The following is a 25,612-nucleotide window of genomic DNA, read 5'->3' on the forward strand; positions in this document are numbered from 1 at the left end:
TCTCCTTTTCGAATCACTTCCGTTATTTTACCATGAAGTATGACATATGCCGAATCGAAAAAGAATCCGCCCGAAGGTGGATTCTTAAGAGGTGACGAGGTCGCTCCAGGCACGAGGATCTTCTTGCCAGTCGCGAAGCGAATCGAGCTCCGAACGGTTTAGAACGCCCGTATTTTTGGCCACTTCAATCAATTCTGAGAACGTCGTCAACGATGTCGCCGACAGATCTGCATCGGCTAGATTCTTCTGAAGAACCGGTAATCCGTACGAGAAGATGGCTTGAATTCCAGTGACTTCACCGCCCGCCTCACGTATCGCTTGGGCAGCATCGATACTCGACATCCCTGTCGACAATAAATCCTCGATGACGAGCACTCGAGCGCCTGCCTCGAGTTTCCCTTCAATTTGATTACCTTTCCCATGCCCTTTTGCACTCGACCGGACATAAATGAACGGGAGACCGAGTCGGTCAGCGAGCAACGCCCCGTGAGGGATACCTGCCGTGGCCGTCCCTGCAATCACATCGACTTCAGTCGGATTCACTGACTTCACCAATCCATCGACGATGACTTGACGCACATTCGGAAAACTGAGTGTAAGTCGATTGTCGCAGTAGATCGGACTTTTCAATCCGCTCGACCATGTATACGGCTCAGTCGGTGATAGTGTGACGGCTTCAATCTGTAAAAGTGCCTCAGCGATTTGTTTCATTCATTTGTCCCCATTCCTTCATAAATTGGTCGTACATGGCCATCGGATCAGTCGCACGTGTAATCGGTCGACCGACGACGATTGAGTGAACACCCGCCAGTCTTGCTTCATGCGGCGTCGCGATACGGACTTGATCATCCTCGGTTGCACCGAGTCGGATGCCCGGTGTGACCGTCATGAACGTGTCCCCAAGTTTCTGATGAATCGCTTTCGCTTCCTGGACGGATGCGACCACTCCGTCAAGTCCCGCCTGTTTCGCGAGTGTCGCTTGTCTGAGAACGGCTTGATCGAGTCGTCCGGCAATCCCGAGCTCTGTCTGCATCATTCGCTCATCTGTCGACGTCAACTGTGTGACCCCGATCAATCGAGTCGTATCGTTTGCCTGACGTAACCCGTCTAACGCATAACGCATCATCTTTTCGCCGCCTAATGTGTGGACATTCGTCACAGCCACCCCGAGCTTTCCGATTTGTCGCATCGTACGGCGTGCCGTCTCCGGGATATCGTGTACTTTCACATCTAGAAAGACCGGATAACCCTCGTCGACCAATTCTTCGACAAAGCGTGCGCCTTCCCGATAAAAGAGTTCCATCCCGACTTTGACAGCCGGTCGGTTTGAAAATCGTTTTAACAAATGAAACGCTTCGTCCCGCGTTTCCACGTCAAGGGCGAGATACAAGTTGCGCATAGGCCTTCCCCCTCACATCCAAAATATGTTCGATTCCGAGTGAATCAAGTCGTGCCGGTAACGCTTCAATGATTTCCTGACAGACGTATGGATTTTCAAAGTTCGCCGTCCCGACGGCAACGGCAGAAGCCCCCGCGTAAATAAACTCGAGCACATCGTCGACCGTCCGAACCCCGCCCATGGCGATGATCGGAATGTCGACCGCTTGTGCGACTTCATACACCATCCGGACCGCTACCGGTTTGATGGCCGGACCGGATAACCCACCGATTCGGTTCGCTAAAATCGGTCGACCTGTCTCGATATTAATTCGCATCCCTACGAGTGTGTTGATCATCGTCAAGCCGTCCGCGCCGGCCGCCTCGACAGCTCGCGCCATGTCCGTGATCGACGTGACGTTCGGAGACAGTTTGACATAGACCGGCTTATTCGAAGCCGCTTTGACGAGTCGCGTGAGTTCTGCGGCCATCACCGGGTCCGTCCCGAACTGCATGCCCCCACATTTCACGTTCGGGCATGAGATGTTCAATTCGATGGCTTTAATCGTCGGGTCGGCGCTGATTCGACGGGCGACTTCCACGTATTCATCTGGCGTCGAACCGGCAACGTTGGCGATGATCTCCGTGTCGAACGTTGAGAGGAATGGTAATTTTTCTTCGATGATCGCATCGACACCTGGATTTTGAAGTCCGATCGCGTTGAGCATGCCCTGTGCCGTCTCGGCGACACGTGGGGTCGGATTTCCGAATCTCGATTCCTCCGTCGCTGCTTTGATCATGATGCCTCCTAAGATGGAGAGGTCATACAGTTTCGCGAATTCCTCTCCAAATCCGAAACATCCGGAAGCCGGAATAATTGGGTTTTTTAAACGAAGACCTGGTAACTCGACATTCAATCTCATAACAGCACCTCTTCCGCATTGAATACCGGACCGTCACTACAGACTTTCACATAGCCCCCCGGTGCTTGACAGACACAGGCAAAACAAGCACCGATGCCACAACCCATCCGATTCTCGATTGAGAGATATCGTTCAGGAATGGGCGAAGTGGCAACTGCCTTTAACATCGCTTCCGGACCACAGCTGAACAACACATCGGCTTGGATGCGTGCGAGGGGGCCAGTGACGAAGCCAAGCTCCCCGTGAGTACCGTCTACTGTCGTGATGATCGTCTCACCAAGTTCACGAAAGGCTTCTTCATAAAAGACGCTTTCTTTTGAATCAAACCCGAGAATCGCAATCGTTTCAATGCCCATCTCATGCAGTCGGCGTCTGACGTAGTAAAGAGGTGGGACCCCAATTCCTCCTCCGACCAGGACGACTCGCTTTCCATGTTGCGCTAGGGGAAAACCGTTCCCGAGCGGACCAAGGACGTCTAGTGTGTCCCCGACGCGTTTCCCCGAAAGCTCAGTTGTCCCTTCCCCAATCACTTTGTATAAGAAGGTAATTTCGTCCCCCTCGACGTTCGCCACCGATAACGGTCGACGTAACAGACCGGACGTCTTGATGTGAAAGAACGTCCCAGGGGCGATCTCCACCCCAGGGCAACGGACTTTCATTTCCATCGTCGCTTTGGCGATTTGTCGATTGCTGACAATCGTCACGTCATGTCTCATACCATCACCCCGAACGTTGTGAATGCCGGGATGCTGACCGTTTGGAACGACAGGCTTTCAATGACTTGTAACAACGCTTCGACTGTATCGAGCGAGGTAAGGCAAAGCGTGCCCTGCTCGGCGGCCGTTCTTCGAATCAAGAACCCGTCTTTCGTGACGAGTGCATCGCGACTCGTTGTATTGATGATCAAGTCGACGTCTCCTCGCTCGATCACACTGAGCATCGTCTCACCGTCTTCTTGAATTTTCCCGACTCGACGAACACGCATCTGTTCCGCTTCGAGACAATCAGCCGTCCCACTCGTTGCCATGAGTCGGAAACCGAGGCGGTCGAAACGTTTCGCCAAGGCGATGGCCTCATCCTTGTCATGGTCGGCAATCGTCATGAGCACGTTCCCTTTCAAGGCGATGTTCATCCCTGCTGCGACGAGCCCTTTATAGAGCGCTTTTTCGAGTGTGCGATCTGTCGCCATGACCTCCCCTGTCGACTTCATCTCAGGTCCGAGCGATGGGTCTACTTCTTTCAATTTCGCGAACGAGAAGACCGGTACTTTGACCGAGATACTGTCCGACTCAGGATGAATGCCTGTCCCAAGACCGAGTTCTTTCAAACTCGTCCCAAGAATCGTTTGCGTAGCAATTCGTGCGACCGGTAACCCCGTCACTTTCGAGATGAATGGGACCGTCCGGCTCGCACGTGGGTTCACCTCGATGACATACAAGTCATCCGCATAGACGAACTGGATGTTGAGCAGACCTTTGATGCGGAACGCTTTCGCCAACTTAATCGTATAATCGACGACTTTTTGTTTCAGTTCTTCACTGAGTCGTTGCGGCGGATAGACGGCAATCGAATCACCCGAGTGTACGCCGGCACGTTCGATATGCTCCATGATCCCCGGGATATAGACGTCCGTCCCGTCACAGATGGCATCGACTTCAATCTCAATCCCCGTTAAATAGCGATCGATGAGAACCGGTCGATCTTTTGAGGCGATGACCGCATGTCGCATGTACCGCTCAAGCTCAGACTGTTCATATACGATTTCCATCGCTCGTCCCCCGAGCACGTACGATGGTCGGACGAGTACCGGATAACCGAGTTCGTTCGCACAAGCGACGGCCTCTTCCACATTTGTCGCCGTCTTTCCTGGTGGTTGAGCCAATCGTTCCGCTGACAATGTGGCTTCGAACGCCTTCCGGTCTTCGGCACGGTCGATGTCTTCGAGGGTCGTCCCAAGAATTTTCACGCCGTTCGCTTCTAGCGATGCCGCTAAGTTGATGGCAGTCTGTCCACCGAATTGGACGATGACACCTAGCGGGTTCTCGTTCTCGATGACCTCCAACACGTCTTCTGTTGTCAACGGCTCGAAGTACAACCGATCGGAGATGGAGAAGTCCGTCGAGACCGTTTCCGGGTTGTTGTTGATGATGATGGCTTCGTAGCCTGCATCGCGAATCGTATCGATCGAGTGGACGGTCGCATAGTCGAACTCGACACCTTGTCCGATTCGAATCGGACCTGATCCGAGGACGAGGATGGACTCCCGGTCTGTCTTCACCGCTTCGTTCTCCACTTCATACGTCCCGTAGAAGTACGGTGTCTCCGATGCGAACTCGGCTGCGCACGTATCGACCATCTTATAGACGGGACGAATGTTCCATTCTTTCCGTTTCGTACGAACCGCTTCCGTATCCATCGACAGCATACGCGCGATTGCCACATCACTGAACCCTAGACGTTTCACATCCAGCAGACGTTCTGATGTCAACGGTTCCTTAATCAGTTGTTGCTCAGCTTGCCAGATCCGGTTTAATTTCTGTAAGTAGAATCGATCGATTTTTGTCAGTTGGTGTAGCGTTTCTACCGAGTATCCGCGACGAAGAGCCTCATAGACGATGAACAGACGCTCGTCTGTCGGATGAATGAGTCCATGCTCGAGCTGTTCTGTGTCTAATGCAGAAAGTTGTGGAAGGTGAAGTTCTTCCATCCCCAGCTCGAGCGAGCGAACGGCTTTTAGCAAAGCCTCTTCTAAATTCCGACCGATGGCCATGACCTCACCCGTCGCCTTCATTTGTGTGCCTAAGCGGCGATCCGCGGACTCAAACTTATCGAAGGCGAAGCGTGGGATTTTGGCGACGACGTAATCGAGCGCCGGTTCGAACGAGGCGTAGCTCGTCTCGGTGACCGGGTTTTTTAATTCTGACAACTTGTAACCGACAGCGACTTTCGCAGCAAGCTTGGCAATCGGATAGCCTGTCGCTTTTGATGCGAGCGCTGAACTCCGTGAAACACGTGGATTCACTTCGATGACGTAGTAAGTGAAACTGTCTGGGTCGAGTGCGAATTGGATGTTACATCCACCCTCGATCCCGAGTGCCCGAATGATATCGAGAGAGACGCTACGAAGCATCTGATAATCCCGATCTGACAGCGTCTGCGTAGGGGCGAATACGATGGAGTCACCGGTGTGGACTCCGACCGGATCAAAGTTTTCCATCGCACAGACGATGATGGCTTGGTCACTCGAGTCACGCATGACCTCGAACTCGACTTCTTTCATCCCGGCAATCGATTTCTCGAGCAAGACTTGCGTCACAGGACTCGCCTTTAATCCAGATTCAACGATTTGCTCGAACGACTCCCGGTCATGGGCAATCCCGCCACCGGTTCCCCCGAGCGTGTACGCAGGTCGGATGATGATCGGGTACCCGATCCGTTCCGCAAATCCCCAAGCAGACTCGAGCGTATGGACGATCTCACTTTCAGGTACGCCGTGACCAAGTTCGAACATCAAGTTACGGAACTGTTCTCGGTCTTCCGCTTGAACGATTGCAGACAGTTTCGTCCCGAGTAGCTCCACGCCACAATCTCGCAAGACGCCCCGCTTGTCGAGTTCAAAAGCCAAGTTCAAACCTGTCTGCCCGCCAAGCGTGGCAAGGAGTGCATCCGGACGTTCCTGCCGGATGATTCGCTCGACGAATTCTGGTTCGAGCGGTTCGATATAGACACGGTCCGCAGTCGTCGGATCCGTCATGATGGTGGCCGGATTCGAGTTGACGAGGATGACTTCGTAGCCTTCTTCTTTCAAGGCAAGACATGCCTGTGTACCAGCATAATCAAACTCCGCTGCTTGTCCGATTACAATCGGTCCTGATCCGATTACGAGGATTTTCTGAATATCTGGTCGTTTTGGCATGTCAAATTCCCACTTTCTGTTTGTTTTCTTGTACGAGTTGCATGAATCGGTCAAATAAGTCGTTGGCGTCGAACGGTCCTGGTGCTGCCTCCGGATGATACTGTACCGAGAAGGTCGGGTGATGGAGATGTCTTACCCCTTCGATCGTTCCGTCATTGACCGCACGGTGTGTGACGATGAGCGGTGTATCGAGCAGTGACGTTTCCTCAACCGCATATCCATGGTTTTGAGAAGTGATGGTCACGGCACCAGTCTCAAGCTCGAGCACCGGATGATTCGCGCCACGATGTCCGAACGGAAGCTTGAAGGTGTTTGCACCGTTTGCGAGAGCAATCAGCTGGTGACCGAGACAAATTCCGAACATCGGTGTCGTCGGCATCAGTTGCTCGATGAGCGGCAGTGCGGTCGGAACGTCTTTCGGATCTCCTGGTCCATTTGACAACATGATACCGTCCGGCTCATACCGTAATACGTCCTCTGCCGTCACATCGTGCGGAAAGACGACGACCTCACAATCTCGTTTCATCAACTCGCGCATGATTCCAAGTTTCGCCCCGAAGTCGATCAAAGCGATGCGAGGGCCGGTTCCCGTACTCACATAAGTCCGCTTCGTCGATACGCGTGCGACTTGATCGTTCGGCGATTCTTCATCAAAGCGGATCCGTACCTCGTCCCACGTCAACTCTCCATCGATGAGGACACCGCGCATGACCCCTTTCGCTCGTAAATGACGTGTCAACATCCGTGTATCGATATCCGAGAGCCCCGGAATGCCGAAGCGGGTGAGTGTCGCATCGAGTGTCGCCGTTGAACGGAAGTTCGAAGGCGTATCGCATACTTCTTTTACAATCAACGCTTTTGCCATCGGAATCGTCGTTTCAAAATCCTCACGATTGACGCCATAGTTCCCGATCAATGGGTTCGTCAATACAATCATTTGGTCGCAGTATGATGGATCCGATAAGATTTCTTGGTATCCTGTCATCCCTGTCTGGAAGACGACTTCCCCCATCGTATCAGCCGATGCCCCGAATCCTTTACCGACAAATTTCATTCCATCTTCAAGCCATAATGTTCGTTTCATCAAATCGCCCCTTATATACAATTTCGCCACCGACCATCGTCATGACCGGCCATCCGACAAGCTTTTCCCCTGCGAACGGTGTATTCTTTCCTTTTGAATAAAATGTCGTAGGATCGACCGTCCGAGACGTTTCCGTATCGATGAGAATCAGGTCCGCATCCGCCCCAACTTTCAGTTCCCCTCTTGATAAACCGAATACGTCGCTCGGACGTTTCGTCATCCAGTCGAGCAACTGACGCTCTTCCATGATGCCCGTCTTCACGAATGTCGTGTAGAGAAGTGGAAGGGCCGTCTCGAAACCGGTAATCCCAAACGGAGCCCGCTCTATCCCTTGTGCCTTTTCTTCTGCTGTGTGGGGAGCATGATCCGTTGCGATCATGTCAATCGTTCCGTCAAACAATCCCTCAAGGAGGGCCTGTCGATCATCCTCGCTTCGTAGCGGTGGATTCATCTTGAAGTTTGCATCGAGTCCTGGAATATCATCCTCACTCAAGACGAGATGATGCGGCGTCACTTCTGCAGTCACGTGAATGCCGGCTCGTTTCGCATCCCGAATGACACGAACCGATTGGCGGGATGAGACGTGACAGACATGATAATGACATCCAGTCTCTTCAGCGATCAACACGTCGCGAGCGATATGGATGCTCTCTGCAAGGCTCGGAATTCCTTGAATGCCATGCGCCTCACTGAATTTGCCCTCGTGGACCGACCCGGCCTTCAACGTATTGTCCTCACAGTGGGCGACGACTGCTTTGTTCAATCGTTTCGCTTCACGCATGGCTTGTCGCATCATCGCCGCCGATTGGACACCAACACCGTCATCCGTAAAGGCGAAGGCATCTGCGAGCGATTCCATGTCGACCTGTTCTTCACCGAGCTGTCGTTTCGTGATAGCGGCGTAAGGCAGGACACGTACGACCGCATCTTGTTCGATTTTTTGAAGGAGGACGTCCATTGTTTCGCGATTGTCTGGAACCGGTCTCGTGTTCGGCATCGAGCAGATGGTCGTGAACCCGCCCGCCGCGGCAGCCATCGTTCCCGTCCGAATCGTCTCTTTCGCCTCGCCACCTGGTTCACGCAAGTGGACGTGGACATCGACGAGTCCTGGTGCGAGCAGATAACCTGTCGCATCGAGCATTTCTTGTCCCGTGGTCTTCCCTTTATAGTCGAGTGATTCGATCTTTCCGTCTTTCACGTGAATGTTTGTCGTGCGTTTCGTTCCCTTGTCATACCATGTCGCGTTTTGAAGTATCATTGTTGTCCTCCTAATGCTCGATTTAAGATGCTCATCCGGGCGTACACCCCATTCTTCATTTGTGGGAAGATGCGTGATCGTTCATGTTCGATCAGACTTCCAGCAATCTCTACATCCCGATTGACCGGAGCCGGGTGCATGATGATGGCGCCTGCTTTCATTCGCTCGACGCGTTCGACCGTCAAACCGAACTGTGTGTGATACGCTTCTTTCGAGAAGACGTCTCCCATGATATGGCGCTCGTGTTGTACACGGAGCAACATGATGACGTCACATTCGCCTAGGATGTCATCGAGTTCTTTTCGCTCTAGCCCCATCGAGTCATCCCACCAAGAGGCAGGACTACAACCGACCACGTTTGCTCCGAGGCGCTTCAAGACGCTTGCGTTCGAGCGGGCGACCCGACTATGGACGAGGTCACCACAGATGGCGACGTTCAATCCTTGGAACGTTCCGAACTCTTCAAAGATGGTGACGAGATCGAGCAATGATTGGGATGGATGTTCCCCGCTCCCGTCCCCTCCGTTCAACACCGGGATATTCAACTTCTCCACAAGTTCGTGATAATAGCCCGCTTCCGGATGTCGAATGACGAGCGCGTCCACGCCGATGGCTTCGAGCGTTTTACACGTATCGTAGAGCGTCTCCCCTTTCGTGACCGATGACGTCGTCACATCGAACGGAATCTCTTGCATGTTCAAGTGGCGCTCGGCCATTTGAAACGAATTTTTCGTACGCGTCGAGTTTTCAAAGAACAGGTTTGCGACCGTTTTTCCATCAAATAGTGGGGGGAGGTCACCTTGCTTGTAGCGCAATGATTCTTCAATCATGCCCATGATCTCCTCAAGGGAAAGTGTGTCCAAACTGACGAAGTGTTTGACCGGTTTCACGTTTGTTTGCATCGTATTCATGTTCGTCTCCTCCTTTTATTAGAGGCAAAGAGAAAAGGCGCCTCTTCACCGATGTGAAGGGACGCCTTTATCTGGGCAGGGTACACCCAAATAAACGAGCCTTCACTTTGCCGACCTCACGGGATCGAATTAAAAGTTACTTGCTTGTTTCGTTTCTTCAGTTGTGTTGACTTCGACTGCTGTATCGTCTTCTTCATGCGGTAAGATGGCGTTTAACAAAATACCGACGACCGTCGCAAGCGCCATGCCTTGTACCGGGAAGCTCCCGATTTGAACCATCGCACCACCGAGTCCGATGACGAGGATGACCGATGAGATGATCAAGTTGCGCTTTTCTGCCAAGTCGACTTTGCTCTCCACCATCGTCCGTAATCCGTTCGACGCGATGACACCGAACAAGAGGATCGAGATTCCACCTTTGACCGGGTTCGGGATGGTCGAGATGAACGCTTCAATGTGACCGAGGAATCCGAAGCTGATGGCCATGAGTGCTGCGCCGGCGATGACGTAGACACTGTAGACTCGTGTGATGGCCATGACGCCGTTGTTCTCACCGTAAGTCGTACATGGTGGTCCACCGAGTGCAGAGGCAACGGCTTTTCCTACTCCGTCTCCGAGTAGCGTGCGATGGAGACCTGGGTCTTTCATCGTCTCACGTCCGATGATTTTCGACGTGACCATCTGATCTCCGATGTGCTCCGTCATTGTGACGAGCGCGACCGGAACGATGGCGAGAAGGGCCCCGACTTGCCACATCGGCATGTAGTCGACGAACACCATCGTGAAGTCAGGAAGTTGGAACAGGCTGGCTTGTTGAATCGGTGAGTAATCGATGATGCCGAATGCGGCTGCGACTGCGTATCCTCCAACGATTCCAAAGAGGATCGGGACGGCACCCCAGACACCTTTCAGCTTCGTCATGGCGAGCATCGTGATTCCAAGTGTAAGCAGGGCAATCGTCATGAACGTTCCGTTATAGGTACCATCTTGATTCATCGACATGTCGATGGCGACCGGTGCAAGCGAGAGTCCGATGACCATGATGACCGGTCCGACGACGACCGGTGGGAGCAATCGGAGCAACCAGTTGACGCCCGTCTTATAGATGATCAAGGAAACGACCCCGTATACAGACCCGGCGACGATTCCGCCGAAGAGTGCGGCTTCGACACCCCATTGCTGGCTGACCGCTATGATTGGGGCGATGTAGGCAAAACTTGAACCTAAGTATGTTGGGACTTTGAAGCGTGTAATCGCTAAGAATGAGAGCGTGGCCACGCCGGAAGCGACGAGGGCGACCGATGTATTTAATCCTGTCAAAATCGGGACTAAAATCGTCGCTCCGAACATGGCGAAGACGTGTTGAAGGCTGAATAATAGCCATTGTGGAAAGTGAGCTGGACGCTCGTGGATGTGTAGAACAGGTTGTTTCATATTGAATTCTCCTTCCTGGCCTCTCTGGACCACCTTAAAGGTATGCGTTTATTGCTGATGGATCGTGACTTCATCCGCCGTGTCGACTTCACTGAGTCGGACAACGACTTGCTCGGACTTGGACGTCGGAACGTTCTTTCCGATAAAATCTGGTCGAATCGGGAGTTCCCGATGGCCTCGGTCAATCAAGACAGCGAGTTGGATATAATCCGGACGACCATGGTCGACAAGCGCGTCCATTGCGGCACGAACTGTTCGACCGGTATAGAGGACGTCGTCGACGAGGACGACCGTCTTTCCATTGATATCATGGGGTAGCTCTGTCGCTTTGACTTCAGGGTCTAACGACTTCTTCGATAAGTCATCCCGGTAAAGCGTGATATCGAGATTGCCGAGTGCGACCGGCTTGCCTTCAATCTCCTCGATTCGGCGAGCGAGTCGGTCAGCGAGCGTCTCGCCTCTCGTCTTGATTCCGACGAGGACGACGTCATCGATTCCTTTGTTTCGCTCGATAATCTCGTGTGCGATTCGGGTCAAGGCACGACGGATGGCTGACTCATCTAAAATGACTGATTGTTTCACGTGATTCCTCCTTCCAAACTTCAGTAAAAAAGAAGACTCCCTCATCCGGCTGGAAAGGGAGTCTTCATCAAAAACGGCATATGACTGCCGGGGTTGAATTGACGTACATGTGACCGCGGTCACAATCCTTTCACAGCCTCTCTGGACTGGGTTTAAAGGTGTTATGCTTCCTAGACTATAAATCGGAACGTGACAGAAGTCAACGAGTTTTCTCGATTTTATCTAATTTTGCGAGTTCCGCATTAAAGTCTTCTGGTAATGGTGCCTCAAACTCCATCCATTCTTTCGTACGTGGATGGTGGAATCCGAGTGTTGCCGCATGGAGCGCTTGACCGCCCAAATCAATCGTGCGGCGTGGACCATATTTCGGGTCACCGGCGAGCGGATGACCGATATAACGCATATGAACGCGAATCTGATGCGTGCGTCCAGTCTCTAATTTACACTCCACGAGCGTGAAGTCTTTATAACGTTCGAGTAAACGGAAGTGCGTCACGGCTTCTTTTGCGTTCCGGTCCGTCACAGTCATTCGCTGACGATCATTCGTATCGCGACCAATCGGTGCTTCAATCGTTCCAAGTTCGTGGACGAGTTCGCCATGGACGAGCGCGATATACTCGCGTTTGATGGTCTTGTCCTTCAACTGGCTCGCCAGCGATTCATGGGCCAAGTCATTTTTGGCGACCATGAGAAGACCCGTCGTGTCCTTATCAATCCGATGGACGATTCCTGGACGTTTGACACCGTTGATACCCGAGAGGTCATCACAATGATAAAGTAGCGCATTGACGAGCGTCCCTGACGTGTGTCCAGTTGCAGGGTGAACGACCATCCCGCGTGCCTTGTTGACGACGATGACGTCCTCGTCTTCAAAGACGATCTCGAGCGGGATGTCTTCAGGCAATACTTCGAGTTCGACCGCTTCCGGCACGTTCACTTCCACTTCATCCCCCACTTGAAGCTTGTAGTTCGCTTTCACTGCACTACCGTTGACGAGGAGGGCTCCCGTCTTGATCCATTCCTGTACTTGAGAGCGTGACCATTCACCACGGTCACTGACCCACTTATCAATCCTTGCCTTTTCATCGGCGACAAAAGTATACGATTCCATTACGATTGTCCCCTTTCTTTGTGTAATTTTTCTTCAAATAAAATCCCGATGACCATCAAGATGACACCAAACGTGAGTGCCATATCAGCCACGTTAAAAATCGGGAAGTTGTATCCGAACGGATACGTATCGACAAAGTCGACGACTTCGCCACGGAACAAGCGATCAATAAAGTTACCGATGGCACCGGCCAACAGGAATCCGACACTATATCCGATGAGCTGATAGCCGTTCACCTCTTTGTGCAAGAAGTAAACGAGTCCGGCAACGACAAGTATGGTGATGATAAAGAAGAACGCCATCTGTCCTTCTAACATCCCCCAAGCCGCTCCTTTATTGCGGTAGGACGTCCAGTATAACAAGTTCGGGATGACTTCAATTGATTGACCAATTGTCATCGTTTGAATGACCACCCATTTTGTGAGTTGATCGATCAAAATCAAGATGAGCGCCAATCCATAATATCGTTTCATATGCGTCTCCTTTCAAGCCGTTAAGAAACCGGAGTGGGGACGCCACTCCGGTTCGTCTTAACCGATTACTGATGCACAGCGTGGGCAAAGCTCTGGATGCTCTTCGTTTTGTCCAAGCTCTGTCGAGTATGTCCAACAACGTGCACAAGCGGCTCCATCTGCTTTCATGACTGTGATTTTCGTCGTCGCATAATCGACGTCTGCCGTCTCAGCCCACTCCACTTGCGATACTTGAAGCAGTTGGCTGACGTTGTCGATCGTGTTCAACAAGTCGGCAGTCTCTGCTTTTGGTGCGAGAATCAACTTCGCCTCGAGCGGTTTCCCGATCAACTTCTCGCCACGTGCGATTTCGATCGCTTTGAGGACATCGTCACGGAAGACGAGGAATTTCGACCATTTCTCAAGCAACGCTTGTTCGTCAGCAGTCAATGCATCTACTTCTTCTAAATCCGTCAAGAAGATGCTTGCTTCTGACTTTCCAGGCACTTCTTTCCATGCCTCATCGGCAGTGTGTGGAAGGATTGGAGCCAATAGTTTCGTCAAGAGGACGACGGCATCGTACATGACCGTCTGAACGGCACGACGACGGAGATCGTCTTCACGTTCGATATATAGGATATCTTTTGTGAAGTCGAGGTAGAACGATGACAACTCGTTGACACAGAAGTTATGAACGAAGTGATACACGGCCATAAAGTCAAACTCATCATATGCTTTGACAACTTTTTTCTGCAATTGTTTGAGCTTCGTCGCCATGAAGCGGTCCGCTTCCGGCATATCCTCGAATGCGACACGCATCGACGGCTCGAACCCGTTCAAGTTCCCGAGTAAGAAGCGGATCGTGTTACGCATCTTCCGGTAAACTTCTGACACTTGTTTGAAGTTATCGTGTGACGCGCGTACGTCAGACTGATAGTCGACGGATGCGACCCAGAGGCGTACGATTTCGGCGCCGTACTGCTTCACGAGATCGTTCGGTGCAATCGTGTTACCGAGCGATTTCGACATTTTGCGTCCGTCCCCATCGAGGACGAATCCGTGACTCAAGACGTTCCGGTACGGTGCTCTCCCAGTCGTCGCAACGGCCGTCGAGAGTGATGAGTTGAACCAACCACGATATTGGTCCGATCCTTCAAGATAAAGGTCTGCCGGACGACGAAGGTTTTCGCGTTCTTCTAATACACCAGCGTGTGAAGAACCTGAATCGAACCAGACGTCCATGATGTCGAGTTCTTTACGGAACTCACCGTTCGGGCTGTTCGGGTGAGTGAACCCTGCAGGGAGAAGGTCTTTCGCTTCACGCTCATACCAAACGTTCGACCCGTGCTCACGGAACAAGTTCGCGATGTGGTCAATCGTCTCGTTCGTGATGATTTCCGTTCCATCTTCCGCATAGAAGATTGGGATTGGAACACCCCAAGCACGCTGACGGCTGATGACCCAGTCTCCACGGTCACGGACCATGTTGTAAAGACGTGTCATTCCCCATTCAGGGACCCAATTCACTTCCTCGATTTCACGGAGCATGTCTTCACGGAAATCTTTGATCGATGCGAACCATTGTGGCGTCGCACGGAAGATGACCGGTTTCTTCGTACGCCAGTCATGCGGGTACGAGTGTTTGATGAACTTCAAGTTGAGCAAGTAGCCATTCTCTTCAAGTTTCATACCGATTTGTTTGTTCGCATCTTCGTAGAAGAGACCTTCGAAACCAGGGGCTTCGTCTGTCATGTAGCCACGGTCATCCACCGGGCAAAGGACGTCTAATCCGTAAGCCTGTCCGACACGATAGTCGTCTTCCCCGTGTCCAGGTGCTGTATGAACGAGTCCAGTCGCATCCGCAGTGACGTGGTCGCCGAGGATGACGAGTGACGTCCGGTCATACAATGGATGTTGAGCCGTCATGTACTCGAAGTCACGTCCGTTCCAAGACCCGCTCACCGTGTAATCCGTCCATCCGAGCGCTGCCGTCACTTCTTCGACGAGCGTTTCCGCGACGATATAGCCTTTTCCTTCATGTTCGATACGCGTGTAAGTCAACTCGTCACTCACCGCAATCCCAAGGTTCGCCGGGATTGTCCAAGGCGTTGTTGTCCAGATGACGAAGTGATCGTCTGACGTCAACGTATCTTTACCGTCCACGACACGGAACGCCACGTAGATGGCTGGTGATTTTTTATCGTAATATTCAATCTCTGCTTCCGCGAGTGCCGATTCAGAAGACGGCGACCAGTAGACTGGTTTTTTCCCTTTGTAGATGTAACCCTTCTCAGCCATCGACCCGAACAAACGAATCTGTGCCGCTTCGTATTCAGGAAGGAGCGTGATGTATGGGTTCTCAAAGTCTGCGAGAAGACCGAGACGTTTGAATTGTTCGCGTTGCGAGTTCACTTGCTCCATCGCATACTCTGCACACTTTTCACGGAATTCCGCGACTGTCATTTCCTTACGATTGACGCCTGCTTTTTGAAGGGCGTTCTCGATTGGAAGACCGTGCGTGTCCCATCCTGGGATCATTGGAGACTGATAGCCGTTCATCCCTTTGAAACGAACGATGATGTCTTTCAATACTTTGTTCATCGCGTGTCCCATGTGGATGTCACCGTTCGCATATGGAGGTCCATCATGTAAGATATATTGTGGTTTCCCAGCATTTTTTTCTTGCACCTTGTTGTAAAGGTCCATATCTTCCCATTCTGTTTGCATCGCTGGTTCGCGCTTTGGTAAATTCCCACGCATCGCGAATTCTGTGTTTGGCATTAATAGCGTGTCTTTGTAGTTCATCGAAACTCCTCCATCAACATTTTTTAGAAAACAAAAAAACCAACCCATCCCTGATAGGGACGAGTTGGTTGACTCGCGGTACCACCCTACTAGTCTCATCATCATGAGACCGCTCTCGGTAACCGATAACGAGGTCAGGCGGTCACGCTTACTTCAGTTCAGCGTGACGACTCATAGGGGATACCGATTCAAGTCTTTCTCCTAGGCTCTCACCGTCCCTAAGTCGCTTCGTAGGTATGACTCGATCGACGCGTCCTACTCAACGTGTTGATCATTTATCCGTGTTGTTCTTCATTACGTGTGACTTCGTCGTCATTATACGCAAGTTCTGTTCTATCGTCAAGAACCGTCTGCACAGGCGGTTCCCCGACAATCGTTTCCCATTCCGTACTGTTGAGAAGTTCCATTTGCGCATCGACGAGGACGCGGAAGCGTGTCCGATACAACTCGACTTTCTTGAGCATTTGAACGACTTCTCGTTCAGCAAGTTGCTCTTTGCGCGCCGCTTCCTCTTCACGAGCGAACGCTTCACGTTCCGCTTGTTTCAAGATGAGACTCGCTTCTTTTTGAGCATTGTTCTTCACTTCTTCCGCCGCTTCCTGCGCGACGATAATCGATTTGTTCAACGTATCTTCCATCGAGGAGAAGTAGTCAATGCGGGCTTGCATATCGTTGACAAGTTCTTCATACCGTCGATTCTCACGAATCAATAGTTCAAACTCTTTAATGATTTGATCTAAAAATTCATTGACCTCATCGATGTCGTACCCACGAAAACGGGAAGAGAATTCTTTATTATGAATATCAATCGGTGTCAACGCCATTCGACTTTCCTCCTAATTTCAACGTATGGTGCCATACTGGATTTTAATTTTTTCACGTTTGGTCGATCCGAGAATCTCCATCAATTTGATGCGACCATATCCACGGACAGATAAAAGATCATCCGGTTCAAGGATGAAGCTCGCGTCTTCAATGACTTTATGATTCACTTTACAGTCGCCATGTTTGACGAGCGCCTGCGCTTTTTGCCGAGAGATGTTAAGCACCTCGCTTGCGACCGTATCAAATCGTAAGGAAGAGACGATGCCGAACCCTTCGATCCATTCGGTCGCAGGGACGACAAGAACCTCGTCTTTTGGCACGGAAGAAATGCGAACTCTCGCTTTTCCGACACGTTCAAGATTCATTTCAATGAACCCGACCGCTTCACGCGTCGTCGCAAATTGTACAATCTCATCGTCAAGAACGACATCTCCGAACTTTTGACGTTTCAGTCCAGCGTTCAGCAATGTCCCTGTCACTTGTCGATGCGTCAAGTCCACGAATTTTGTTGGGTACTCGATTCGACGGATCTCAATCTCAAAATCATCTGGATTGAGTTCATAGTAATCCGGCGCTAAAATCAGACGACGTCGTTCCGCGCCTTCAAATCCGCCATCATCATGAATGACAAGTTGTTTCCCGACGAGTTGTTTGACGATTTGCTGTTCACGTGGATCGAGAAAATCCGTCAATTTCAACACATAGCTATTCTCCACTTGTTGTACCCAGTCGAGCACTTGTTCCACGAACGCGCGTTCACTTGGTCGATAATGGTCATAGACGCTCATACGTCACCCAAAGATCGCAGCGATTCCGGCTTGGGCCATGCGAAGCACGAACAACGCGACGATTGGGGAGATATCGAGCATGCCACCAATCGGCGGGATGATTCGGCGAAACGGCGCCAAGAACGGTTCACACAAAAACGATAAGATTTGACCAAATTTAGATTCGCGTGCGTTCGGGAACCACGATAATAAGATATAGCCGATGAGGACCCAACTATAGATGCCAAGTAAGTCGCTCAACGTGTTGCCTAAGGCAGGGATTACGTTTTCCATTCAGTTACCACCCTTTACTGTGAAGTTCATCCTCCGAGATCAAGTTTGAGATTGAACCAGTCAATTCGACATTGTTCGGAGTACACAGAATCGTGTTATGTCCAATCGAAGTCATCGATCCCTCAAGGGCGTATACGACACCTGAGAGGAAGTTGACGACTTGACGCGATTGCTCTTTTGACATGCGCTGAAGATTGACGATGACAGCACGGTTTTCTTTCAAATGATCGCTAATGTCTTGCGCTTCAGCGAACACACGTGGCTCAGCCAATACGACTTTCGAACGGTCTTTCTTTTTCGTATTTAACGCCACGAGATTGTTCGCTGATTTTGGACGATCATCCTGTCTGACAACCGATGTTTCGGTTGTAGAAGGAGCTGCTGCATTTGCGACAGCATACTCTTCTTCATCATATGTGTTGTTCGGATCTTCTTCGAGTCCAAAGAAATCTTTCATTTTGTTTTTGATTGACATAACGGATTCCTCCTTAAGATATATTATTGCACAAGTACGGTACCAATACGAACAAACGATGCGCCTTCTTCAATCGCGATTGGATAATCGTTTGACATCCCCATCGACAGCTCCGTGCATGGTGCGTGGTCATACGCATTTGCCTTCACTTCATCACGTAGATGACGGAGACGGCGGAACGTTTCACGAAGGACGAACTCTTCTTCAGTGAACGGTGCCATCGTCATCAGCCCGATGATTCGAATATGAGGATACTGTTTACAGTTCTCGATGAAGGGCACGACTTCCTCTATTTCGAGACCATGTTTTGAATCTTCTCCTGACGTGTTCACTTGAACGAAACAATCGATTGTCCCGTTCGCGCGCTTGTCAATCTCTGCTGCGAGAGACAACCGGTCAAGAGAGTGGATGGCCGCGACGTAATCAATGATTTGTCTCACTTTTCGTGTCTGTAACGTACCGATAAAATGAAATCTGGCATCCTTCGGCATCCCTTCAACTTTCTCGAGCAGTGAATCCGGACGGTTTTCTCCGAAATCACGAATTCCTTCTGCGTAAAGAGCGTTGGCCACATCGACGCCTACGGATTTCGTGACGGCGATGAGTGTCGGCTCAACTTCTTGAACGTGTGATGAAATGATGGATTGAACTTGTTTTACATTATCTGAAATACTCACGATTTCCGCTCCTTGACGATGACTGCCGCAAACCGACGTTTCGTCTCTCCGTCTCGATAGGAGAAAAACGGGCTGTCCGCGCCAGTCGTTAAATTCGATTGCATGACCGCAGTGTCATGTTCTTTTGCCAATACTTCATTGACGGTTTGAAGGGACAAGAGGGCGTGGTCTCCCGATTCGTTTCGCACTGCCCGTTCATATGCGACCGGCGAAACGTCCCGGACGGCATGCAGGACACGACCATCGACCTCATAGTCACTTCCTGAGATGGACGGACCGACGAGCATTTCTACATCGGTCGCCTCGATTCCCTTCTCAGCAAACATCTGCATCATGGTCTTGACGATGTTTCCGACCGTCCCCTTCCACCCAGCATGAGCGATGCCGATGACCCCATGATCTTTCGCACAGAAGAAGAGAGGCACACAATCAGCAAAGACGAGGGCTAACGGTAGCGCGTCTTCGGTCGTGAGAAGACCGTCTGTTTTCGGAATCGCCTCTTCATATCGAAACGCACCCTTACCTTTGTCCGACGAATCGACGACCTGGACCGCTGTGCCGTGCACTTGATCCGCCCACACGGAGTCCTCTAACGCGAGCCCAGCTTGTTGAAAGAACTGTTGCCGATTTTCGACGACGCGGTCGATTTCATCGCCCACGTGCAGTCCGACGTTTCCCGCATTGTGTCCATCTTTTCGTGTCGTCACGTAAGCATGATAACGGGCTGTTTCGGTTTCCCAAGTATGTAGCAGTTGCATCGGTCTCTCCTTTTAGAAAAAGGGATGCCGAGTACCGGCACCCCTAGTTGTTTAGTTACGGCGTTGTCTCACAAACGCAGGGATGTTGATCGTCTCGTCTGGGACGTCTCCTCCATACACTGGGCGATGGAAGTTCCCTTCGTCTTGTTGAGCCGCTTCATTTGCTTTTGGTTGGGGTTCCTTGTTCTCAACCTCAGGCTGTTTTTTCGGCTGCTGAAGGAACGGGTTCGTCCCTTGTGCTTCTTCAGCGAATTCAGTTGCAATCACGGTGACGATGATCTCATCGTTCAAGTTTTCGTTGATGACCGAACCGAAGATCAAGTTCACTTCTTCATCGGCCGCACTTTGAACGATTTGAGCCGCCTCTGTCACTTCGAACAAGCTGAGGCTAAGTCCACCCGTGATGTTCATCAAGACACCTTTCGCACCTTCGATTGAAGATTCGAGAAGTGGTGACGAAATGGCTTTCTTCGCTGCTTCAACGGCACGGTTTTCACCTGTCGCGACACCGACACCCATGAGGGCAGACCCTTTCTCCGTCATGATCGTTTTCACGTCCGCGAAGTCGAGGTTAATGAGACCCGGGATGGCAATCAAGTCCGTGATCCCCTGTACACCTTGACGGAGGACGTTATCCGCTTCACGGAACGCTTCGATCATCGGTGTGTTGCGTTCCACGATTTCAAGGAGCTTATCGTTCGGAATCACAATGAGGGTATCTACTTTTTCTTTGAACGCTTGAATGCCGTGCTGTGCGTGTTGCATACGCTTCCGTCCTTCGAACATGAACGGTTTCGTCACGACACCGACCGTGAGTGCGCCGATTTCTTTTGAAATCTCGGCGATGACTGGAGCGGCACCTGTTCCCGTTCCGCCACCCATCCCAGCCGTGACGAACACCATGTCCGCACCGTCAAGTGCTTCAATCAACTGTTCGCGGCTTTCTTCAGCCGCTTTTTTACCGATATCCGGGTTCGCACCTGCACCGAGACCACGTGTCAATTTTGCACCAAGCTGAAGCTTCACGTCGGCTTTCGACATGTTCAACGCTTGTGCATCCGTGTTGACTGCGATGAACTCGACTCCTTGTACCCCATGTTCAATCATGCGGTTAACGGCGTTTGACCCGCCGCCACCGACTCCAATTACTTTAATTTTCGCTACGGCGTCAATCGCCTCATCAAAGTACATCATTCAGGTATCCCCCTACGTATTTTCCAAGTTGTATTACATCGTCAGCTTAAACGCCAAATAATTTTTCCATCAAACGACTAAACCCTTTTTTCGACTCTTGATCGCTCTCGTATTCGTTCTCTCCTACATGAATATCGGTCGCTTCCGGCTTCTTGTGAAGTGTTTCCTGGCGAACTTCCGGTTTTTCAAGCTGAGATTTCGAAACGTGATGATCACTCATCAAGACATATTTCAACACGCCGACGGCTGTCGCGTATTTTGGATGTCTGACACCAATCGACGATGGTTGATACAATCTCGTCTTTTGGCCCATAATACGAGTCGCCAACTCCTGAATACCAGGTAGAGCAGCTGCCCCACCGCAAAGTAAGTATCCGCCATTCAGCATCGGAACACCTACTTTTTGAACCTTATTCAACATAAGGGTAAACATTTCCTCTATTCTCGCTTCTAAAACGTAGCTAATTTCTGACTGTGGTTCGAACGCCACTTCCCCATTGATGTTCGTGTAGGAGAAACCTTCTGTCTCATCAGCCATTTCTTCAAGAGCGAGACCATATTCTTCTTTCGCCACTTTGGCGTCTTGATATTTACAATTGAGTTTATAGACCAAGTCTCTCGTCATATGATCTCCACCGACCGGGAGGATATACGAGTAGACGAGATCTCCCCGATAAAATACGGAGACCGTCGTCTTTTCATGTCCGACATCGACAAGCCCGATTCCTAAATCGATTTCATCTACAGAAGCTGCGCTCATACCGAGGGCAAGGTTTCCTAGAATAAAACCTTCGAGTTGTAATCCTGCCCGTTCAATCGAACGACGAATACTATGTAAAATGGTCTTCGACCCGGTCACCATTTTCCCGTGCATCTCAAGTCGATAGCCTAACATGCCCCGTGGATCGACAACGCCGGTTTGCTGATCAACCGTGAATGAAGATGGGATCACATCGATGACACTCATCTCGTCCGGTAATCGCATCACTTGTGCCGAGTTGATGACTTCCATCACGTCTGCGTCGGTAATTTCTTGATCTTCTCGCTTCACGGATGCAATTCCATGACATGGGGCAATTTGGATATGCTCCCCTTCGATGGCAACGTATACTGATCGAATTTGATCACCTAGCGATGTCTCAGCATGCTCAACGGCCTGTTTGATCGCTTGGACTGTTTTATCGATGTCTACGACAGCGCCACGTTTTACACCCGCAGACGGTGCACACCCTTCTGCCAAAATATTAAGCGTTCCGCCGAGCAATTCACCGACGACGAGCTTAATCTCTGACGTTCCAATATCTAATGCGGCCACATAACCATTCGCTTCCAAAAGGGAAACACCTCCGCTCTATAATTTTTCTGTTCCAATTGCTTGACACATATACAGATATCCAAAAAAATTGTTGGTTTCGACAAGATATCTCACGTCTAAGTTTACAACAAATAAGATAGTGAGAAAAGGTAGAATCCTACAATTTAAGCGGTTTCGCGTTATCAATTCGTTTACAAACGACAAAAAAACAGCCCTTATGTGTCTAAGGACTGTAATATAACTGATTATTCATTCGTTTTCTTGTATGGAACAAAATAAAAACCACCATCCATGACGACTGTCCCACGCTCACCTTTCGGGATGTTTTCATAAATTTCTCCATACTTTGATACGGTCTCGCTTAACTTCAATGTCGGTGTGAGTAACGTGTTGCCATCGTTCATAAAAATCTCGTATCGCGTCGGCTCATCTTTTCGTTTCGATAAAATCACTTCTGACATACGAGCCCGTGTCGCATCATCGACCCGCTCGAGTTCACTTGCGATCTTTTCGAGTTCTTCTTCTGTGTTGAACTCTCGTAAGAGTGGTCCGTCCTTTAGCTTTTGCGGATCGGTGATGGCTCCGGTCGGATGGAGTGAACCGTCGGCTAACACGACGACATCTCCTTTTTCCGCTTTCGCATAAGCGATCATTTTCTCTTCTGTCACGGTGATTTGAACCTTGTTATACCAAGAACGATCGATTTCTACCCGTTTGACACCAGGCAACTTTTCCATCTGTTCACTCATCTTGTTTGGGGACAGACTGACAAACTTCGTCGATGAATCGAGCTTCATGTCCTGAAACACGTACGTTTCTTCTAACCAGTAAAGACCCGATACCTTCACTTCTTTCACGTTCGACATCGAAGTCTGCATGTAGACCACGAGTAGGATGAGAATTCCAAACAGTGAGAGTACAGAGAACATCCGACGGTTCGCTTTTTTACGCCGTTGTTTTTTCATGTATGGAATACGGTCTTCGAGACTACGTACCGTTTGTTGGCTTGGTTCCATCGGGTTCTACTCCTTTATTGAATGACTTCTTCTACCAGGTCGGCCAATGCATCTGACGCGTCCGGGAAACCGAGTGCACGCGATGCGTTCGCCATCTCATCACGCTGTTCGAGTGCTTGACGAATCGCTTCTACGAGCGTAACACCCGTCAACGCCTCTTCTTTCACAAGGATGGCCGCCCTGTTCTCGACGAGGGCCGAAGCATTTTTCGTTTGATGGTCAGCTGTCACGTACGGACTAGGTACCAAAATGCTCGGTAAACCAATGGCGGTCAATTCTGAAATCGTCGAAGCGCCAGCTCGTGAGATGACGAGTGACGTACAGGCGAGTAAAGATGGCATATCGTACACGTATGGATGGATGTGTACATTATCAGAAGATGGCGCCTGTTTCGACACCGCATCGAAATGCACTTTCCCCGTGACGTAAAGGACGTTGATTGGCAATTCTGAGAGCGACGGGATCGCTTCCACGACCGCTCGGTTGATTGCCTCGGCTCCGCGGCTCCCACCATACACCAAGACGATCGGACGGTCATCTAAACGATACTGTTCGCGGACGGACGCCTCATCGACTTCCGTTTGCAAGACTTCGCTACCACGCGGGTTTCCAATCAAGCGAACGTTCGCACCCGGGAAATGGACATCTGAGCCTTTGAACGAGAGGGCAACCCGATCGGCTTTCTTCGATAAGAATTTGTTAGTTAATCCCGGGATACTGTTTTGTTCATGCAGAATCGTGGGGATCCCAAGCTGTTGTGCCGTATAGACGACGGGGCCGGATACGAAACCACCCGTCCCAATCACGACGTCCGGCTTAAACGCCGCCATGTCTTTTTTCAATGCCCGAACGGCTTTCAAAAACCAGTAGGCTGTCTTCACGTTCTCGAGTGAAAGGGAACGCTTCAGACCTGCGATTTGAATCGACTTGAACGGGACACCGGCTCGCGGTACGAGATCAGCTTCTAACCCATTCTCCGTCCCGATGTATTGTACCTGTAAATCCGGGTGACGTTTTTTTAGCGTTTCAATCAATGCGAGTGCCGGATAAATATGACCACCGGTACCACCACCAGAAATCATGATTTTCATCGGTTCGCCTCCTCATATGAACGGACGAGTTGAACGAACTGCTCGCCTCGTTCTTCAAACGTTTTAAATTGATCCCAGCTAGCACAAGCGGGTGAGAGTAAGATGACGTCTCCCGTCTCGGATTGCTCAAACGCGAGCGGAACGGCGTCTGCCAACGTCTCGACGGTGAAAGATGGAATCTGTCGGGACTCGCCGAGCTCTTTAAAACGCTCTTTCGTCTCACCATACGCGATGACAGCTTTTACGTTTGAGAGAGCCGGGGCGAGCGAAGATAAGTCCGCACCACGCTCGAGACCACCACAAAGCCAGACGATTGGGGCGTCAAATCCACGTAACGCAGCTTCCGCCGCCACGTTGTTCGTCGCTTTCGAATCATTGTAGACGGCACGTCCGAGCACATCACCGAGACTCTCGGTCCGATGCGCGACGCCACCGAAGTTTCGTAACACACGTTCGATATGCGTACGTGGAATAGCGAATGGTTCCACTAAGAGTAGTGCAGCCAATACATTTTCCACGTTGTGCGCCCCGCCTAATGCCAACTCATTTACCGGCATGATTTTTTCACCACGAACCGTGACCCATCCATCGACGACAGAAGCTTCACCCCGGTCAAAGCTGAACGTAGTCGGTTCAATCTCTCCCGGGACACGTTTCATCACTTCCGGATCTGTCACTTTCACGACGATTTGATCTGCATTCGTCATTCGACGGAACAAGTTTCCTTTTGCATCCGCATACGCATCAAAATCCCCATGATAGTCCAAATGAGCTTCCGATAGATTGAGTAGTGCCGCCGAGCGAGGATGAAACGACTCAATCCCCATCAATTGAAAACTCGACAATTCAATCACAATCAAATCGCCCGCCTTCGCCTGAGACGCCACTTCAATCGCAGGGAATCCGATGTTTCCCGCAAGATGCACCGGACGCTCCCCACCTTTGAGCAATTCATAGACGAGTGTCGTGGTTGTCGTTTTCCCATTTGAGCCAGTGATGGCAACAAATTCCGCCTCCGTTGCTAAATAAGCAAGTTCCACTTCAGTATAGATCGGGATATGACGAGACATCGCTTCCTGAAGCAATGGAATCTGATACGGGATGCCTGGGTTTTTGACAATCACCTCTGTCTCATTCAACAGAGCGAGGGGATGCTCGTTAAACACCGATTGAATCCCGAGAGCCTGAATTTTTTCCTGTTCGTCTTCCGGAGGGATATTCCCCGTATTGATCGTCACATCTGCTCCCGCATGATGCAGATATGTCGCCGCCGCAATACCGCTCTTCGCAGCACCGAGGACAAGAACTTTTTTACCGTGCCATTGCTTTTCCATCTGTCTCACCCTT

24 protein-coding genes are annotated in these 25,612 nt (G+C 50.7%); all 24 read right to left on the reverse strand.

The window, feature by feature from the left end:
* Positions 1 to 84: 84 nt before the first annotated feature.
* The 24 genes from pyrE to murD all read right to left on the reverse strand — a co-directional run bounded on the left by pyrE (position 85) and on the right by murD (position 25,599).
* Positions 85 to 711, reverse strand: coding sequence for an orotate phosphoribosyltransferase (gene pyrE, locus KNO72_RS02180; RefSeq protein WP_214757126.1), 627 nt, complete (start codon positions 709 to 711; stop codon positions 85 to 87).
* Positions 695 to 1,399 (reverse strand): orotidine-5'-phosphate decarboxylase, encoded by a 705-nt coding sequence (pyrF, locus tag KNO72_RS02185; RefSeq protein ID WP_214757127.1) that lies wholly within the window; start codon positions 1,397 to 1,399, stop codon positions 695 to 697. Before pyrF ends, pyrE begins: the two co-directional genes overlap by 17 nt.
* Complete coding sequence (locus KNO72_RS02190) at positions 1,374 to 2,300, reverse strand: dihydroorotate dehydrogenase (protein WP_214757128.1); 927 nt, start codon at positions 2,298 to 2,300, stop codon at positions 1,374 to 1,376. Before KNO72_RS02190 ends, pyrF begins: the two co-directional genes overlap by 26 nt.
* Positions 2,297 to 3,016 carry a dihydroorotate dehydrogenase electron transfer subunit gene (locus KNO72_RS02195; RefSeq protein ID WP_214757129.1) on the reverse strand — a complete coding sequence of 240 codons (720 nt, stop codon included), beginning with the start codon at positions 3,014 to 3,016 and terminating at the stop codon, positions 2,297 to 2,299. Before KNO72_RS02195 ends, KNO72_RS02190 begins: the two co-directional genes overlap by 4 nt.
* The gene (gene carB / locus KNO72_RS02200) at positions 3,013 to 6,216 is read right to left on the reverse strand and encodes a carbamoyl-phosphate synthase large subunit (RefSeq protein WP_078146662.1); all 3,204 of its coding nucleotides are present in this window, start codon (positions 6,214 to 6,216) and stop codon (positions 3,013 to 3,015) included. Before carB ends, KNO72_RS02195 begins: the two co-directional genes overlap by 4 nt.
* A 1-nt stretch (position 6,217) precedes the next feature.
* The gene (locus KNO72_RS02205) at positions 6,218 to 7,300 is read right to left on the reverse strand and encodes a carbamoyl phosphate synthase small subunit (RefSeq protein WP_214757131.1); all 1,083 of its coding nucleotides are present in this window, start codon (positions 7,298 to 7,300) and stop codon (positions 6,218 to 6,220) included.
* Entirely contained in the window at positions 7,278 to 8,558 is a 1,281-nt protein-coding gene (locus KNO72_RS02210) for a dihydroorotase (RefSeq protein WP_078146660.1), read from the reverse strand. Before KNO72_RS02210 ends, KNO72_RS02205 begins: the two co-directional genes overlap by 23 nt.
* Complete coding sequence (locus tag KNO72_RS02215; RefSeq protein ID WP_082132012.1) at positions 8,555 to 9,469, reverse strand: aspartate carbamoyltransferase catalytic subunit; 915 nt, start codon at positions 9,467 to 9,469, stop codon at positions 8,555 to 8,557. The genes KNO72_RS02210 and KNO72_RS02215 overlap by 4 nt, the downstream gene beginning before the upstream one ends.
* A 129-nt stretch (positions 9,470 to 9,598) precedes the next feature.
* Positions 9,599 to 10,903, reverse strand: a complete 1,305-nt coding sequence (locus KNO72_RS02220; RefSeq protein ID WP_214757132.1) for a uracil-xanthine permease family protein — start codon at positions 10,901 to 10,903, stop codon at positions 9,599 to 9,601.
* Positions 10,904 to 10,951: 48 nt separating this feature from the next.
* Positions 10,952 to 11,485 carry a bifunctional pyr operon transcriptional regulator/uracil phosphoribosyltransferase PyrR gene (pyrR, locus tag KNO72_RS02225; RefSeq protein ID WP_015881323.1) on the reverse strand — a complete coding sequence of 178 codons (534 nt, stop codon included), beginning with the start codon at positions 11,483 to 11,485 and terminating at the stop codon, positions 10,952 to 10,954.
* A gap of 199 nt (positions 11,486 to 11,684) precedes the next feature.
* Positions 11,685 to 12,596: an RluA family pseudouridine synthase gene (locus KNO72_RS02230; protein ID WP_214757133.1), complete on the reverse strand. Its 912-nt coding sequence runs from the start codon at positions 12,594 to 12,596 to the stop codon at positions 11,685 to 11,687.
* On the reverse strand, positions 12,596 to 13,069 hold the full coding sequence (gene lspA / locus KNO72_RS02235) for a signal peptidase II (protein WP_214757134.1): 474 nt from the start codon (positions 13,067 to 13,069) through the stop codon (positions 12,596 to 12,598). The genes KNO72_RS02230 and lspA overlap by 1 nt, the downstream gene beginning before the upstream one ends.
* 57 nt (positions 13,070 to 13,126) lie before the next feature.
* A complete protein-coding gene (ileS, locus tag KNO72_RS02240) occupies positions 13,127 to 15,853 on the reverse strand; it encodes an isoleucine--tRNA ligase (protein WP_214757135.1) in 2,727 nt (908 codons plus the stop codon).
* Between the two features lie 275 nt (positions 15,854 to 16,128).
* Positions 16,129 to 16,677, reverse strand: coding sequence for a DivIVA domain-containing protein (locus KNO72_RS02245; protein WP_074037318.1), 549 nt, complete (start codon positions 16,675 to 16,677; stop codon positions 16,129 to 16,131).
* 18 nt (positions 16,678 to 16,695) lie between these two features.
* Complete coding sequence (locus KNO72_RS02250) at positions 16,696 to 17,466, reverse strand: YlmH family RNA-binding protein (protein ID WP_078146656.1); 771 nt, start codon at positions 17,464 to 17,466, stop codon at positions 16,696 to 16,698.
* A 3-nt stretch (positions 17,467 to 17,469) separates the two neighbouring features.
* Positions 17,470 to 17,739, reverse strand: coding sequence for a YggT family protein (locus tag KNO72_RS02255; RefSeq protein ID WP_015881317.1), 270 nt, complete (start codon positions 17,737 to 17,739; stop codon positions 17,470 to 17,472).
* A 4-nt stretch (positions 17,740 to 17,743) separates the two neighbouring features.
* Positions 17,744 to 18,214, reverse strand: coding sequence for a cell division protein SepF (locus KNO72_RS02260; protein ID WP_214687903.1), 471 nt, complete (start codon positions 18,212 to 18,214; stop codon positions 17,744 to 17,746).
* 23 nt (positions 18,215 to 18,237) lie between these two features.
* A complete protein-coding gene (locus tag KNO72_RS02265; RefSeq protein WP_214684527.1) occupies positions 18,238 to 18,891 on the reverse strand; it encodes a YggS family pyridoxal phosphate-dependent enzyme in 654 nt (217 codons plus the stop codon).
* Positions 18,888 to 19,649, reverse strand: coding sequence for a peptidoglycan editing factor PgeF (pgeF, locus tag KNO72_RS02270; protein WP_214687901.1), 762 nt, complete (start codon positions 19,647 to 19,649; stop codon positions 18,888 to 18,890). The genes KNO72_RS02265 and pgeF overlap by 4 nt, the downstream gene beginning before the upstream one ends.
* A gap of 51 nt (positions 19,650 to 19,700) precedes the next feature.
* On the reverse strand, positions 19,701 to 20,843 hold the full coding sequence (ftsZ, locus tag KNO72_RS02275; protein WP_015881313.1) for a cell division protein FtsZ: 1,143 nt from the start codon (positions 20,841 to 20,843) through the stop codon (positions 19,701 to 19,703).
* Between the two features lie 46 nt (positions 20,844 to 20,889).
* On the reverse strand, positions 20,890 to 22,176 hold the full coding sequence (ftsA, locus tag KNO72_RS02280; protein ID WP_078146652.1) for a cell division protein FtsA: 1,287 nt from the start codon (positions 22,174 to 22,176) through the stop codon (positions 20,890 to 20,892).
* Positions 22,177 to 22,403: 227 nt separating this feature from the next.
* On the reverse strand, positions 22,404 to 23,174 hold the full coding sequence (locus KNO72_RS02285) for a cell division protein FtsQ/DivIB (protein ID WP_015881311.1): 771 nt from the start codon (positions 23,172 to 23,174) through the stop codon (positions 22,404 to 22,406).
* A gap of 14 nt (positions 23,175 to 23,188) precedes the next feature.
* Positions 23,189 to 24,265, reverse strand: a complete 1,077-nt coding sequence (gene murG / locus KNO72_RS02290) for an undecaprenyldiphospho-muramoylpentapeptide beta-N-acetylglucosaminyltransferase (RefSeq protein ID WP_214757136.1) — start codon at positions 24,263 to 24,265, stop codon at positions 23,189 to 23,191.
* The gene (murD, locus tag KNO72_RS02295; protein ID WP_214757137.1) at positions 24,262 to 25,599 is read right to left on the reverse strand and encodes a UDP-N-acetylmuramoyl-L-alanine--D-glutamate ligase; all 1,338 of its coding nucleotides are present in this window, start codon (positions 25,597 to 25,599) and stop codon (positions 24,262 to 24,264) included. Before murD ends, murG begins: the two co-directional genes overlap by 4 nt.
* Positions 25,600 to 25,612: the final 13 nt, after the last annotated feature.

The sequence above is a fragment of the Exiguobacterium sp. s123 genome, from assembly GCF_018617075.1.
Taxonomy (GTDB): Bacteria; Bacillota; Bacilli; order Exiguobacteriales; family Exiguobacteriaceae; genus Exiguobacterium; species Exiguobacterium profundum.

What these genes read in the sequence shown, in the direction of transcription:
- pyrE (WP_214757126.1), bottom strand. Translation starts at nt 711, where the DNA reads ATGAAACAAATCGCTGAGGCACTTTTACAGATTGAAGCCGTCACACTA.
- pyrF (WP_214757127.1), bottom strand. Translation starts at nt 1,399, where the DNA reads ATGCGCAACTTGTATCTCGCCCTTGACGTGGAAACGCGGGACGAAGCG.
- KNO72_RS02190 (WP_214757128.1), bottom strand. Translation starts at nt 2,300, where the DNA reads ATGAGATTGAATGTCGAGTTACCAGGTCTTCGTTTAAAAAACCCAATT.
- KNO72_RS02195 (WP_214757129.1), bottom strand. Translation starts at nt 3,016, where the DNA reads ATGAGACATGACGTGACGATTGTCAGCAATCGACAAATCGCCAAAGCG.
- carB (WP_078146662.1), bottom strand. Translation starts at nt 6,216, where the DNA reads ATGCCAAAACGACCAGATATTCAGAAAATCCTCGTAATCGGATCAGGA.
- KNO72_RS02205 (WP_214757131.1), bottom strand. Translation starts at nt 7,300, where the DNA reads ATGAAACGAACATTATGGCTTGAAGATGGAATGAAATTTGTCGGTAAA.
- KNO72_RS02210 (WP_078146660.1), bottom strand. Translation starts at nt 8,558, where the DNA reads ATGATACTTCAAAACGCGACATGGTATGACAAGGGAACGAAACGCACG.
- KNO72_RS02215 (WP_082132012.1), bottom strand. Translation starts at nt 9,469, where the DNA reads ATGAATACGATGCAAACAAACGTGAAACCGGTCAAACACTTCGTCAGT.
- KNO72_RS02220 (WP_214757132.1), bottom strand. Translation starts at nt 10,903, where the DNA reads ATGAAACAACCTGTTCTACACATCCACGAGCGTCCAGCTCACTTTCCA.
- KNO72_RS02230 (WP_214757133.1), bottom strand. Translation starts at nt 12,596, where the DNA reads ATGGAATCGTATACTTTTGTCGCCGATGAAAAGGCAAGGATTGATAAG.
- lspA (WP_214757134.1), bottom strand. Translation starts at nt 13,069, where the DNA reads ATGAAACGATATTATGGATTGGCGCTCATCTTGATTTTGATCGATCAA.
- ileS (WP_214757135.1), bottom strand. Translation starts at nt 15,853, where the DNA reads ATGAACTACAAAGACACGCTATTAATGCCAAACACAGAATTCGCGATG.
- KNO72_RS02245 (WP_074037318.1), bottom strand. Translation starts at nt 16,677, where the DNA reads ATGGCGTTGACACCGATTGATATTCATAATAAAGAATTCTCTTCCCGT.
- KNO72_RS02250 (WP_078146656.1), bottom strand. Translation starts at nt 17,466, where the DNA reads ATGAGCGTCTATGACCATTATCGACCAAGTGAACGCGCGTTCGTGGAA.
- KNO72_RS02255 (WP_015881317.1), bottom strand. Translation starts at nt 17,739, where the DNA reads ATGGAAAACGTAATCCCTGCCTTAGGCAACACGTTGAGCGACTTACTT.
- KNO72_RS02260 (WP_214687903.1), bottom strand. Translation starts at nt 18,214, where the DNA reads ATGTCAATCAAAAACAAAATGAAAGATTTCTTTGGACTCGAAGAAGAT.
- pgeF (WP_214687901.1), bottom strand. Translation starts at nt 19,649, where the DNA reads ATGCAACTGCTACATACTTGGGAAACCGAAACAGCCCGTTATCATGCT.
- ftsZ (WP_015881313.1), bottom strand. Translation starts at nt 20,843, where the DNA reads ATGATGTACTTTGATGAGGCGATTGACGCCGTAGCGAAAATTAAAGTA.
- KNO72_RS02285 (WP_015881311.1), bottom strand. Translation starts at nt 23,174, where the DNA reads ATGGAACCAAGCCAACAAACGGTACGTAGTCTCGAAGACCGTATTCCA.
- murG (WP_214757136.1), bottom strand. Translation starts at nt 24,265, where the DNA reads ATGAAAATCATGATTTCTGGTGGTGGTACCGGTGGTCATATTTATCCG.
- murD (WP_214757137.1), bottom strand. Translation starts at nt 25,599, where the DNA reads ATGGAAAAGCAATGGCACGGTAAAAAAGTTCTTGTCCTCGGTGCTGCG.